This is a genomic window from Candidatus Electrothrix sp., assembly GCF_052785085.1.
In genome coordinates, this window is record NZ_JALAAI010000017.1 from 1 (window position 1) to 13,049 (window position 13,049).

13 protein-coding genes and 1 pseudogene are annotated in these 13,049 nt (G+C 48.7%); 12 read left to right on the plus strand and 2 right to left on the minus strand.

Annotated features, from left to right (window positions below; genetic code table 11):
• Positions 1 to 207: 207 nt before the first annotated feature.
• Positions 208 to 549: pseudogene (locus tag L2082_RS04595) on the plus strand (formylglycine-generating enzyme family protein); the annotation flags it as partial.
• Between the two features lie 62 nt (positions 550 to 611).
• On the opposite strand, the gene L2082_RS04600 reads toward L2082_RS04595, so the two are convergent.
• Positions 612 to 773 carry a hypothetical protein gene (locus L2082_RS04600; RefSeq protein WP_446008713.1) on the minus strand — a complete coding sequence of 54 codons (162 nt, stop codon included), beginning with the start codon at positions 771 to 773 and terminating at the stop codon, positions 612 to 614.
• Between the two features lie 701 nt (positions 774 to 1,474).
• Here L2082_RS04600 and L2082_RS04605 point away from each other — a divergent pair.
• Positions 1,475 to 1,951, plus strand: a complete 477-nt coding sequence (locus tag L2082_RS04605) for a hypothetical protein (RefSeq protein ID WP_446008696.1) — start codon at positions 1,475 to 1,477, stop codon at positions 1,949 to 1,951.
• A 298-nt stretch (positions 1,952 to 2,249) separates the two neighbouring features.
• On the plus strand, positions 2,250 to 4,334 hold the full coding sequence (locus L2082_RS04610) for an SUMF1/EgtB/PvdO family nonheme iron enzyme (RefSeq protein ID WP_446008697.1): 2,085 nt from the start codon (positions 2,250 to 2,252) through the stop codon (positions 4,332 to 4,334).
• A gap of 84 nt (positions 4,335 to 4,418) precedes the next feature.
• Here L2082_RS04610 and trkA read toward each other — a convergent pair whose 3' ends face one another.
• Positions 4,419 to 5,846 (minus strand): Trk system potassium transporter TrkA, encoded by a 1,428-nt coding sequence (trkA, locus tag L2082_RS04615; RefSeq protein ID WP_446008698.1) that lies wholly within the window; start codon positions 5,844 to 5,846, stop codon positions 4,419 to 4,421.
• A gap of 377 nt (positions 5,847 to 6,223) precedes the next feature.
• Here trkA and rpmH point away from each other — a divergent pair, with 377 nt between their 5' ends.
• From rpmH to L2082_RS04660, 9 genes are all read left to right on the plus strand, one after another.
• Positions 6,224 to 6,361 carry a 50S ribosomal protein L34 gene (rpmH, locus tag L2082_RS04620; RefSeq protein WP_446008699.1) on the plus strand — a complete coding sequence of 46 codons (138 nt, stop codon included), beginning with the start codon at positions 6,224 to 6,226 and terminating at the stop codon, positions 6,359 to 6,361.
• 14 nt (positions 6,362 to 6,375) lie between these two features.
• On the plus strand, positions 6,376 to 6,738 hold the full coding sequence (gene rnpA, locus L2082_RS04625; protein ID WP_446008700.1) for a ribonuclease P protein component: 363 nt from the start codon (positions 6,376 to 6,378) through the stop codon (positions 6,736 to 6,738).
• Between the two features lie 92 nt (positions 6,739 to 6,830).
• Positions 6,831 to 7,067 (plus strand): membrane protein insertion efficiency factor YidD, encoded by a 237-nt coding sequence (gene yidD, locus L2082_RS04630; RefSeq protein ID WP_446008711.1) that lies wholly within the window; start codon positions 6,831 to 6,833, stop codon positions 7,065 to 7,067.
• A gap of 67 nt (positions 7,068 to 7,134) precedes the next feature.
• Entirely contained in the window at positions 7,135 to 8,871 is a 1,737-nt protein-coding gene (yidC, locus tag L2082_RS04635; RefSeq protein ID WP_446008701.1) for a membrane protein insertase YidC, read from the plus strand.
• Positions 8,872 to 8,985: 114 nt separating this feature from the next.
• On the plus strand, positions 8,986 to 9,900 hold the full coding sequence (locus tag L2082_RS04640) for a Jag family protein (RefSeq protein WP_446008702.1): 915 nt from the start codon (positions 8,986 to 8,988) through the stop codon (positions 9,898 to 9,900).
• Positions 9,901 to 9,912: 12 nt separating this feature from the next.
• The gene (gene mnmE, locus L2082_RS04645) at positions 9,913 to 11,313 is read left to right on the plus strand and encodes a tRNA uridine-5-carboxymethylaminomethyl(34) synthesis GTPase MnmE (protein ID WP_446008703.1); all 1,401 of its coding nucleotides are present in this window, start codon (positions 9,913 to 9,915) and stop codon (positions 11,311 to 11,313) included.
• Between the two features lie 215 nt (positions 11,314 to 11,528).
• Positions 11,529 to 11,738 carry a sulfur carrier protein ThiS gene (thiS, locus tag L2082_RS04650; RefSeq protein WP_446008704.1) on the plus strand — a complete coding sequence of 70 codons (210 nt, stop codon included), beginning with the start codon at positions 11,529 to 11,531 and terminating at the stop codon, positions 11,736 to 11,738.
• A 147-nt stretch (positions 11,739 to 11,885) separates the two neighbouring features.
• Positions 11,886 to 12,695 carry a HesA/MoeB/ThiF family protein gene (locus L2082_RS04655; RefSeq protein ID WP_446008712.1) on the plus strand — a complete coding sequence of 270 codons (810 nt, stop codon included), beginning with the start codon at positions 11,886 to 11,888 and terminating at the stop codon, positions 12,693 to 12,695.
• A 60-nt stretch (positions 12,696 to 12,755) separates the two neighbouring features.
• Positions 12,756 to 12,983, plus strand: coding sequence for a sulfurtransferase TusA family protein (locus L2082_RS04660; protein WP_446008705.1), 228 nt, complete (start codon positions 12,756 to 12,758; stop codon positions 12,981 to 12,983).
• The last annotated feature ends 66 nt before the right edge of the window (positions 12,984 to 13,049 follow it).

A 13,049-nucleotide genomic window follows, 5' to 3' on the forward strand; every position in this document is an offset into this window, starting at 1 on the left:
GCCCGGAACCGAGACAACAAAGAATATATGACGCTCTTGGCCTGCCACATCATCCTGGCAGGATTATCAAGAGGACGATTCCGGCAAAATAAAAATTTGTAGTGCCATAGGAATAGTCAAAAAATAAGCAACTTGTTGTTTTTGCATAACTTTGACTTTTTATGTCACGAACTTGGGTTAAGTCAAGAAATCGGCCAGACCTATCGCTTGCCCACCGAAGCCGAGTGGGAATACGCCTGCCGGGCAGGGAGTGAGTCGGCATATTGTTTTGGGGACGATGAGAAGTTGCTGGGCGAGTATGCTTGGCATGAGAAGAATTCTGGGGGAAAGACACACCCGGTAGGCGAAAAGCTTGCCAATGGCTGGGGTCTGCACGATATGCACGGCAATGTCTGGGAATGGTGTCAGGATTGGTATCGCAACAAATACTATGCCCAATGTCAGAAGAGAGGGATGGTGAAGAATCCGCAGGGTGCCCGAAGGCCCGTCGAGTACCGTGTCGTACGCGGCGGCTCTTGGTTCGGCACGGCGGGGCGCTGCCGTTCCGCCTGCCGGTTCAGGTACGAGCCTGTCTCCCGCTACGTCGATTTCGGCTTTCGCTGTGCCCGAGTTCAGGGTGAGCTGGCCGGAGGGCCTGTTAAGGAGGAAAGTGCCAGACGTACTTTTCCGTCGCAGAGCAGCAGGACAGCACCGTCGCAGCACCATTCCGCCCGGCGTTGAAACACCGGGCTATTTTCTGCCGTCCCTTTGGGACTTTTGTCCCGGAGGGACATTCGATCATAGCCCAGTGATTTATCGCTGGGCAGCCTGGGGCAATTCGTGCTCTATATTGCCCTTTCAGGGCATCGAACCCTGCGATCAGCCACCAACCCGTAGGGCGCGAACCCCTGTGTTCGCCCTGAAACATTGATGCCGGAGGCCTTATCAGTATCGAATCATCATCCTACGGCATGTCAGAACGATGCTGCAACGCTGTAGAGCCTTCCTGCACCGTTGACGAATGATGCAAAGACACATAAGAACGACCCTGCGACGGTGCAGAATGATCCTGCGGAAGCTACGAACGTTCCGGTACCGATGACGGAAGCCTCGTCACCATCGCAGAATGATCCTGCAATAGGGGATAGTCTTGCGTCACAAGGGGATAATCCTTCGTACATGGGGGATAGCCTTCCGTCACAAGGGGATTGCTCTGCGTACATGGGGGATAGCCTTCCGTCACAAGGGGATTGCTTTGCGTCACAGGGGGATTGCTCTGCGTACATAGGGGATAGCCTTGCGTCACCGGGGGAGAACTCTTCGTATCCGGGGGAGCTGCACCATCCCTTAAATCCTGTTGATCAATCATCGGGAAGGATCTTGCCATCTTGCCATTGTTAAGTATTTTATGTTATGCTTTACAGCATTAATTGTCATGTTGCCGTTTGCAATTCATCTTTACTCTTCCCAAATACCAAAAAGAAGGAGAAAGTACATGAAAAAGTATCAAATGTTGTTCCGAGGAACCTCCCTGTTTATCGCAGCTGTAGTCCTGTTCTGCACCACCTCCTGTGGAACGATCATGTATCCCGAACGCCGTGGTCAGTCGGCAGGCCGGATAGATGTCGGGGTCGCAGTATTGGACGGTATAGGCCTGCTGTTCTTTTTTGTTCCCGGCGTTGTTGCCTTTGCGGTCGATTTCGCAACCGGTGCCATCTATCTGCCCTACGGCTCTTCTGATCTCGACCTCTCACCGACCGACCTGAAGAACGCAGAGGTTGTTCAGGTTGAGCCGACCTCGTTAAGCCGCTCTGAGATTGAGTCCATAGTCAAGGAGAAAATCGGCAAAGATGTGGAATTGACCTCCCCTGCAACACGAGTGGCCAAGGTCGTTCCAGGAGATGAGCTGGCCTGGACCGGCATTGCGGAAGTACTGACACCTCAGCAGCTGGCAAACTTTGAAAACAACTGAATCCTGAGAGCAACAAGGGGTTGGCAACTCTTCTTTAGCTGGCAAGGTCCGCTTGAGTGCAACGAAGTCAGGAGAGAGTCTTGCGCCACAAGGGGATAATGATAATTTGATTATCCCTTCCTATAAAAAAGAAATAACCAGTGGAGCCAAAATCCCATTCAGGTTACTCTACAAAACAGCCTGTCCTTTAAAAGGACAGGCTGTTCATCGTATACTGGGCAGGAAGGGTAAGACCCTTTTGTTCGTGCAGGCAACCAGCTTGAAATCACCCTAATCTGTTATCATGTAAAGAAAACCTATGGGACTGTGGCCGGACTCGTTTTCCTTTGTCAATATTGAGTGGACCAGGCAGCTATACAGGCAGTTGAATCAACTCACCGGAGATAAGGCACAGGAGTTGAATCGGTTAAGGGATGATTTTGCTGATCCGCTGGAGCTGGCTCGTTTCTATGTTGAACCCTGTCTTCAGGCCTGTCGTCCGGTCACGTCCCGCAACGGAGTACCCCTTCCTGTCCCCTGCCAACCAGCTTTTTCCCTGCTCAATCGTTTCTTGGCCAGTGGTCGTTCAGATAACCGGGATGGAAGCCATCAGCTGTTCCTTCTTGGGGAGCCTGGTGCTGGCAAGAGTTCCCTCCTTCTGATTATCAAACTGATGCATCTTGCCGGTTTTTGGCCCCAGGATTATGATTGCCAGCTTTTCCTTTTGGATGAACACACGCTGGATTTGGTGGAGGATATAGGGGATAAGAGGCGAACAGTGCTCCTTATTGATGCCTTGAATCAGGATAAACAGGCCAGAAATCATCCCCTGAACCGCCTGTTTCCTCTGTTGCAGGCTGGCGAGCCCTTTTACCGGGTGATTATTTCCTGCCGCAGTCATTTTTTTCCAGCAGTGATACCAGATAGTACAGGACGACTGCGGATCAGGGCCTTGGCAGGCTATAACTACCCTATTCTCTATCTCTCTCCGTTTGATTCCCAGCAAATGGACCAGGTTCTGCAAAAACGATTGGCCCGTAATATGTCAGATTTTATTGGCTTGCAGCGTTTCGGGATGGGGCAACAGCGGAAAAAGGCGGCTCTGTTTCTGACCAGGGCTGGTGAGCTGGGCCAACGGCCTCTTATTCTCCAGCATATTGCCACCCTGCTGAATATTGAAGAAAGCCGGATTCGTAATGCCTATATGATATATGAGTCCCTGATTTTCTACTGGCTGGATCGTCAACTTGAAGCCCTGAAAGACTGCGGCTGTCGTTGTTTACCAGAGCGCTATGAACTTTTCAAAGCCTATGGTCGTCTTGCCCGTTGGATGGAAAAGCGGGGTGTCAGGGAGATCAAGGAAAAGACATTGCAGGAGATTTTTTGTGAAAAGGCAGAGATTTGCCAATTTGCCCATTGTCAACCTGATCCGGCTTTGTTACGAATGACAACCCGGCATACCTATTGTTTTACCCATGCTACCTATCAGGAATTTCTTCTTGCCCATGCCCTTATTTATGACAGCATGCCTTTTACCGCCCCGTTGCGGGCTACTGATCAGGTTGTTCGTTTTCTTGATCTGGCCCATAGTATCAATGAGTATATCGGTCGCCTGAACCTGGTTGAGTTTAATCCCTTTCGTTATACTGAGACCTACAGGACCATGTTTTCATGGCATGACAGGTTAGGCCGATCTCGTAATAAGGTGCTCAGGGGACCGGAGATGATCATGGTGCCAGGGGGGCGATTCAGAATGGGAGATATTCAGGGAGACAGTTCCAGTGATGCCCGGCCAGTGCATGAGGTGGAGCTGGATGATTTTGCCTTGAGTCGTTATCCTGTAACCTTTGAAGAGTATGATCTCTTTTGCAGAGCTACCAACAGCCGCAGGCCTGCGGATAATGGTTGGGGCCGGGGGCAGCGTCCGGTGGTGGATATCAGTTGGCAGGATGCAAACAATTACTGCGATTGGCTGAGTATGGTCACCGGGCGACCCTATCGTTTGCCCACAGAGGCTGAGTGGGAGTATGCCTGTCGGGCAGGGAGTGAGACAGTGTATTTTTTTGGCAATGATGCCATTTTTTTGGGTGAATATGCCTGGTATGCAGGGAATGCTGGCAGTAGAATCCATCCGGTTGGCCGCAAAAAGCCCAATGAATGGGGGTTCTATGATATGTATGGCAATACCTGGGAGTGGTGCGCTGATAGCTATCTGGAAAATTATTACACAGAATTGCCCATGAGTAATCCTACTGGTGCTGATCAGGGGGCAGGTCGGGTCTTGCGGGGCGGATCCTGGGACAGTGGCAAGCGCTTTATCCGTTCTTCCTTTCGTTTTCGCCTTTCTCCTGGCTTGCGCATTATCCGGGTGGGTTTTCGGGTTGCCCAGGGGTATCGGGAGTAATCCCTTTGTCGGGGCTGCGTAGAGGGGCTGGTCTCTGTACCAGCCCGGTATGAAAGGTGATGCCTGTCATAATGGGTGCTGTGATTACGCCGTAAACATTTTTCGTACTTCTTTGAGGTAATCAGAATTACAGATCACAATGGCCCGATTCCCTTCCTGAATATGGGTGGATCCCACCGCAGTATGCCAGGCTCCGTCACGAAAAACACTACCAATGATGATATGACCTGTAAAAGAGGGATCCAGCTTGGCTAAGGGTTTACGGGTCACCGGAGCACCTGGAGCTGCTATCAGGTCAACGACCTCAGCATCAAACCCGTGCATATGCATCACAGAAAGCAGTTCATTACGGCTGATATAGGTGAGGATTTCGTTTCCAGCCAGGATTTTTTTATTCAGGACAATATCTGAGCCACTGGTGGAAGCTAAGACCATGTAATCCGTATTATTGACCATGCATATGGTTTTTTTCAGATTACGCAACGAGTTGTCTGTTTCCGCTGGCTCCATAAGCTGTTTTGCCAGCAGGCAGCTCATAATATTGGTTTCATTCTGGCCTGTGGTGGCAATAAAGGTATCCATGTCCGGTAAGCCAGCCTCTTCCAGAACATATTTGTCTGACCCGTTGCCGTGCAGGATTTCCGTATGGGGAAGCAGGGAAGAAAGCTCGGTGGCCCGTTGTTCATCCTGTTCAATCAGGCGGACATGGACCTCTTTGCCCAGGAGTTCTGCCAAACGGCACCCGACCAGGCCACCACCGAGAATCATGATGCGATTTCTTCGCTGTTGCTGAATGCCAGCCAGATCAATAAGGCGAGGCAGGTCATCCTTATTGGCCATAACCAGGATCTGATCATGGGGCAGAATTTCGTGTTCACCTCCAGGAATAATAGTGGTGATTCCCCGGGAGATTGCAATTACCCGAAAAGGAAATTCGTTATAGCTCTTTGCAATCTCAATAAGGGTTTTATTGGCCAGAGGAGAATCATCATGTATCCGGGCCGCCAGCACCTGCATCTGGCCCAGGGCAATGTCAATAATTTCATCACCAGCAGTCCGTTTGATCAGGCGGGCAATCTCCTGAGCAGCCAGCTCTTCCGGGTGGATGAAAAGGTCAATTTTTAAATCATCCCCTTGGAGCAGGGCATCTTTATTACCGAAATCCAGGGACCGTACCCTGGCTATTTTGCAGGCAATGCCGAATTTGTCGGCAATCATGGAGGTCATCATGTTGACCGCATCATTATCTGTTACTGCGATCATATAATCCATCTGATCAGCAGCAGCTTCCTGCCAACAGTCAATACTCATTGCACTCCCGTTGATAATACGGGCATCCAGATTATCATCAGCATGTCGAACCAGATCCGGGTCTGATTCAATGACTGTGACCGAATACTCTTCATCCAGGAGTCGGGTTGCCAGATGGTACCCAATGCCTCCCAGACCGAGAATGAGGAAGTTTTTTGATTCTGCAGGTTTTTTTTTAAGCTTTTTCAGTGCATTCAGCATGGTAAAAAGAATTTTAAAAGCAATGATTCGCGATTAATGGTTTAGCCCGTCTGGATCTTTTTACCCCAGCCCAAAGGGTTGGGAAAGAAGGTAGAGGCAGATGCTGGTACATGGAATTGACCTGCTTCTGCTGTTCCGGCGGGAAATGATTTGACAGTAAGGGGGCCTGTGATTAAAATACCTCCTTTTTGGAAATAAATGACCGGCTTTCATTTATCGCTGTTTTGTCTCTTGATGCTGCTGGAATCTGTTATACTGTCCTCTGATTTTTAATTGTCATGTCCTGAATACCAGACAGGTGAGTATAAGCAAAGGGAAAATAGAGATAATGTTACGGTTTAACTGGTTTACAATAAGAGAGATAAAGGAATTATACCATGAGTAAGAGAACATTTCAGCCCAGTAATCTGAAGCGCAAACGGAACCACGGTTTTCGGGTACGTATGAAAACCCGTTCCGGGCAGGCAATCATTAAGCGTCGTCGGGCCAAAGGACGGAAGAGCCTTTCAGCCTGATTTGCTGGATTCGTATGCAACGGTTCGGACAGAGGAACTCTGTACGTCTCAGGCAAACCAGAGACTTTAACAGGGTGTACCGAAACGGGGACCGGTTATACGGAAAAGGATTCACCCTTATCTATTTGGGGGGTGAGCAGAAAGACAGTTGTTTTACCGGGAGCCGATTAGGAATCTCTGTACCGAAAAAGGTTGGGAATGCCGTACAGCGCAACAGGATAAAACGGATTATTCGTGAGGCGTTTCGCCTGCACAGGGAGGTGTTCCCCCAAGGCAGCGATATAGTGTTTGCTGTGCGACCGGGGTTCCCTCTCACCGGGTTGCAGGCTGTCCGTGATGCGGTTGCCAGTATGACCGGGGCTGAAGGTGCTGAGTAATGTGTGGTTGTTCTCATGATCAGCATAATCAGCATAACCGGCATGAGCATTCTGAGCCATTACAGGCAGAAGACCTGGGGATGGTGGAGGTGATGCAATCCCCAAAAAAGACAGGTCTTGCGGCGTTTCTTTTGCTTTTCCTGGTAAAAGGGTACCGTTACGGTATCTCGCCGCTCTTCCCACCCAGCTGTCGCTATGTACCGACCTGTTCGGAATATGCTGTTGAGGCCATTGCCCGGTACGGTGCGCTACGTGGGGGATGGCTTTCTCTTTCCCGTATTCTGCGTTGTCATCCCTTTGTCGCTGGCGGCTATGACCCGGTTGAATAGTTTTTGTACTCTCCGTTCTCAATAATTCCTCTCTCTGGAACCTACCTATTTCAAGGAAAAATTTTTCATGGACATGCAACGGGCCTTTTTGGCTATTATTATTTCATTTGTTATCCTGATAGGGTATCAATCGTTCTTTATGCCCCCGGCGCCACCAGTTGCTCCGGGGCAGCTTGAGCAGCAGGGAAATACAGGTACAAGAGATACTACTGGTACGGTGCAACAGGGTGAGAGCGCAACCAGTGCGGTTGTATCGACTGACTCTGTTCCTGGAGGTCAGGCAGGACAAGCTTCGGTAATGCAGGCTCAGGCAACACAGAATGTTGTTGTAAATCTTGATGCCCGTGAGATTGTCGTTGAGACTCCTTTGTATACAGCTGTTTTTTTTGAGCAGGGCGGTGGTCTGAAAAGTTTTGTCCTGAAAAAATATCAGACAGCAAAGGCAGAAGATGCACCTCCGATGGAGATGATTACAACCAGTAATCCTGCTGAATTTCCTATGGTCTTTTCTCTGGACAACGGGGCAGGCCAGGATCTCTTATTTTTTCAGGCTGAGACAGATTCTGTCCGGGTTGATGAAGGAGGAACCGGCAAGTTAATCATGACTGCGGACCAGGACAACGGGATAGAGATTGAACGGCATCTCACTTTTACTTCAAACACCTATCTCATTGATAGCAGGTATGTGATCAGAAATACTGGCGCAGTACCGCTTCAGATAAGTCCGGCCCTGGCAATGACCAATGCCCCGTTTTCTTCTGGTGCTGCTGGTGGTGGCCTGGCTGGTGCTTCTGCTGGCGTGTTTAACGGACCCAGTGCCTACATTAATGGTGAACTGGAGGAGATTGATAGAGACGACCTGATTGACAGACCGTTTTTAATGCAGGGAGATCTGAGTTGGGCCGCCCATGTGGATAGTTATTTTATGTGCGCCCTGATCCCTGCCAAAGGAAATATTGGTTCTTTTACTGCTGTGGGCCAGGAAAAGGTTCGTACTGTCCTGGCAGGCGGTATTACGAAATTGCTCCCTGATGAAACCAGGGAGTTTCACTATGAGGGATATTTTGGTCCCAAAAAATTAGCATATTTAAAGGAAACCGGCTATAAGCTTGCAGAGGCAATTAATTTTGGCTGGTTTGATATTCTGGCTAAGCCAATGTTGTACCTCCTGAACTTTTTTCATTCTATTCTGGGAAACTACGGTATTGCCATTATCCTTTTAACCTGTCTGATTAAGGGCACTTTCTGGCCTATTACTCAGAAAGGGATGAAGTCCATGAAGAATATGCAGAAGTTGCAGCCCAAGGTTGCAAAGCTCCGGGAAAAACATAAGGATGATCCGGCCAGGATGAATCAGGAAATGATGGCCTTATATAAAACCTATAAGGTTAATCCCGTGGGTGGCTGTTTGCCCATGCTGATTCAGATTCCTTTTTTCTTTGCACTCTATCGGGTATTGATGGCAGCCATTGAATTACGTCATGCTCCCTTTATGCTGTGGATTAATGACCTGTCAGCACCGGATCGTTTGATGATAGGCTTTGATATTCCAGTGTTACACGGGATCCCGGTGCTGACGATTTTGATGGGTGCTTCTATGTATTTACAGCAGAAGATGACACCAACAACAGCTGATCCGACCCAGGCCAGGATTATGCAGTTCTTGCCAATTATTTTTACTGTGATGTTTATTAATTTTGCATCAGGTCTGGTTCTGTATTGGTTTGTTAATAACCTGCTTTCAATTCTTCAGCAGCAGTTGATTAATCGACAGACAGGCAAAGGAGCCGTCGCAACTGGCTAAGAGAATATTCTATTTCGCTTTTCAGTCTTACTGATTTGGGACATGAGAAGGTGAAATAAGCAGATGACGTGGTCGGGGTTTCCCAGCCATTTTCATAGAAGAGGAACCGTTTACATGGTACAAGGAAAAGATTTTTACGGCGGCACTGTTACAGATGCTATTGCCGAGGCTTGTCAACAGCTTTCGATTTCTCAGGATGCATTGGATATTGAAATCCTGGAAACCGGATCGTCAGGAATTTTTGGACTATGTCGTAAAAAAGCGCATATCCGGGTAACAAAGAGGGAAGAGCAACAGGATGTTGCTGAGCAGGAACAAGCACAAGAGGCCCGAACGCAATCTGGGCAGAAGAGCAGGCAAAAGACAGCAGAACAGGCTGAAAGTGCAGATCCCACTGTTCGTAAAGACAGTGGACGTAAAGAAAGTGGCTCGAAAGAAGATGGTAAGAAAACAGCACCACGGTCTGCACGGCATGCAGAGGCTGATCAGCCTCCGCCTGAACTTCCTTCTGAAGAACGTATGGCAGAGATTCAGGAAGACATCTCAACCATGCTGGAGCTGATGGGGTTTCCCTCAACAGTGACTGTTATTCTGAAAAAATACACTGTTGCCTGCCATATCAGTGAGGAGTATGAGGAAGAGCTTGTGGGCAGAGAGGGCAGGACCCTGGACAGCCTGCAATATTTGTTGCGCAAAATGACCTCCAGACATCTGCCAGACCGGATTATGCTCTCCCTTGATGTGGGTACCTATCGGGAGCGTCGGGCTGAGGAGCTGAAAGAATTGGCTCTGGAGCTGGCAGCACAGGTCAGGGAAGAAGGCAAGACTCAGGCTATACCGGCTTTAAATCCTTCAGAGCGACGGGTAGTGCATATGGTGCTACAGGAGGATAAGACCATTCGTAGTCGTTCTGTGGGAGCAGGCCTGTTTAAAAAAGTGCTGATTTATAAGCCTGGGAAAAAGAAATCCTTTCCTCGCAAGGGAAAGGGAAAAAAGGGACAGCAGGCTGAACGTACTTCAGAAAGCTGACGATACCGTCTGATGATACCGTCTGACGATACCATAGCAGCCATTGCCACAGCTCCTGGGGTCGGCGGTATTGGGGTGGTTCGTATCAGTGGGTCTGCTGCTGGTGCGATTTTACGCAGGCTTTTTCAGCCCCACCGGCCAGAAAATCTGCATGCTGCTGGTTCATTGCCCAGTCATAAGCTCTGTTACGGTACAGTACAAAGTCGTGATGGTGTTGTGCTTGACGAGGTCATGGCTGTTTTTATGCAAGGGCCTCATACCTATACCCGTGAAGATGTGGCTGAGATTCAATGCCATGGGAGTTATCTGGTTCAACAGACTATCCTGGCAGAGATCCTGGCAGCAGGGGCAAGGGCTGCTGAACCGGGTGAATTCACCAAACGGGCCTTTCTTGCCGGTCGCATTGATCTGACCCAGGCTGAGGCGGTTATCGACCTTTTGCAGGCCCAGAGTATGGGGGGGGTTGAGTTAGCTGTTGGGCAGCTTCAAGGTCGCTTACATGAGCGTATTACCGCAATTCGGGATGCTCTTGTTGAGGTGTTAGCAATTGTTGAGCTGGCTCTTGATTTTCCTGATGATGAGACAGATATTCTTGATGCAGATCGTTTACTTAGCCAATTACAAGAACAGGTTGAGCAGCCCCTCCAGACCCTGCTTGCCTTGGCTGATCAGGGCAGGGTGATCCGGGAAGGGGTCAAGGCGGTGATTGCGGGCCGTCCCAATGTGGGCAAATCAAGCCTGCTCAATCAGCTGCTGCAGGAAGAACGGGCCCTGGTGACTGAGATTCCCGGAACAACCCGTGATACCATTGAAGAGCTGATCTCTGTTCACGGAATCCCTGTTCATCTGGTTGATACGGCTGGCATTCGGGAGCATAAAGATGCTGTGGAAGAGTTGGGTATTGAGCGGGCCCGCCAGAAGATGGGGGAAGCGGATTTGGTACTCTTTGTGGTTGATGCCAGTCAGGGGCTGACAGAGGTTGATCAGGCCCTGTATTCTTCCCTGGGAGAGCGAAAGCGGGTTGTGGTGTTGAATAAGGTTGATATTGCGGATAAGGCTTTGCTCCAGGATCTGGGCGATTTTTTTGCCCCAGCACCTCTGGTTCAGACCGCAGCTAAGAACGCTGTCGGCATCATTCAGCTTAGGGAAACCGTGTATCAGACAATAATCGGCGAAGTAGAAGAGATGGGTGAACGGATTTCCTGTGCTCCTAACCTTCGCCATAAAATGGTCCTGGAAAAGACCTTGGCAGCCTGTGAGCAGGTTAAACAGACCTTATTGATGGCTGGCCCTGCTGATCTGCTGGCAGTCGATCTGCGGGCCGCTTTAGATTATCTTGCTGATATTGTTGGCCTGACCACACCTGATGATGTTCTTGATGTCCTCTTTACGCGCTTTTGTATTGGGAAATAACCAGGCCAGGTTGCTTTCCAGGGGGTATATTAAGGGTTAAAAAAATTGAACCAATTCTGGGTTGAAAACACTTTTCAGCTTGACATATTTACCCCTCCCATTGTACTAAGTATAGTGTGGTTCTGTATAGCTGAGCTAATAACTGCTTTGTAATTATACAGGAAATTGGGTTGATTTTTACGATAAAACCATAAGTTTTTTTTGGAGGAGAAGTTATGGAGATCAGATTAAACGGAGAATCTCGTTTTATTGATAAGGTAACGAATTTGAGCGTTGCTGGTTTGCTGGAAATGGAGCAGGTGGCATCCCCTGAGATGGTGGCAGTACAACTCAACGGCGAGATCGTTGATCGGGGCACCTACCAAAATACCATGATAGTGGACAGGAACGAGGTTGATTTCCTGTATTTTATGGCAGGTGGCTGAGAGTAATCTCTGGTAACTCTGTTGAGATTCCTGTGCTCTTTACCTTGAGGAATAATTTGGGTAAAGGGCACAGGAAAGCTGTTTATAAAAAATTTTACAGGATGTTCAATATCCTGTGTACAGCAAACTGATTATTTGAACGAATTAATGGTGCAATTAACCGACACGCAGCTGGATCGTTACAGCCGTCATATTATTCTTCAGGAAGTAGGTCCAGAGGGGCAGGAAAAACTCATGAATGCCCGGGTGCTGGTTATCGGTGCTGGTGGTTTGGGATCTCCGATTGCTCTTTATCTTGCTGCGGCCGGAGTAGGTTGCATAGGTATTGTAGATGCAGATGTTGTTGAGATATCGAATCTGCAAAGACAGGTGATTCATTTTTCAAGTGATATGCAACGTCCAAAGGTTGAGTCTGCTGCTGAAAAAATGCGTGCTATCAACCCTGATATTGAAGTAAATACCTACAAAATATATCTCAATGCTTCAAATATACAAGAAATAATAAGTGGCTACGATTTTGTTCTGGACGGTACTGATAACTTTGCCACCAAATTTTTGATTAACGATGCCTGCGTAATGGCTGGTTTGCCTTTCTCGCATGGCGGTATCTTACGTTTTGATGGTCAGACCATGACAGTTCTTCCTGGTCACTCTTCCTGCTATCGTTGTTCTTTCAGGCAGCCCCCGCCTCCTGATGCGGTTCCCAGTTGTTCACAGGCCGGGGTGCTCGGTGCCATCGCTGGTATGCTGGGAACGATTCAGGCTGCGGAAGCCCTTAAATTTATTACTGGAGCCGGAACCCTTCTCACAGATACTCTTCTTACCTTTGATGCCAAAAATATGCATTTCCGGCGGGTGAGTCTGAAAAAACGCTCCGACTGTCCTCTTTGTGGAGAAAATCCCACGCTGCATGAGCTTGAAGAAGGGGATCGGGCAACCTGTGACCTGTCAGCTTGATCGAATGTATACTCGACATCTGTCGTGGTTACACATCACACTACATCCAGCAATAACAATATGAAAGCAGATAGATTTGAAGATTTGAGTGGCGTGAGATGTCCTCTGAATTATGCGAAAACAAAGATGCTTCTAAGTAATATGGAATCAGGTCAGACCTTGGAGATTATTCTGGACGACGGGCCTCCCATCAGAAACGTACCTGGTTCCGTACAACAGGAAGGGCATGTGATTTTATGTCAGGAAAAGCAGGGCGATCAGTGGAATGTGGTGATCAAAAAGGTGTAATTTCCTGCGGATTTTCCAAGCAATTATCAGGGCAAAGCTGAGAGGGTGTACCCTTTCGCTGAAACT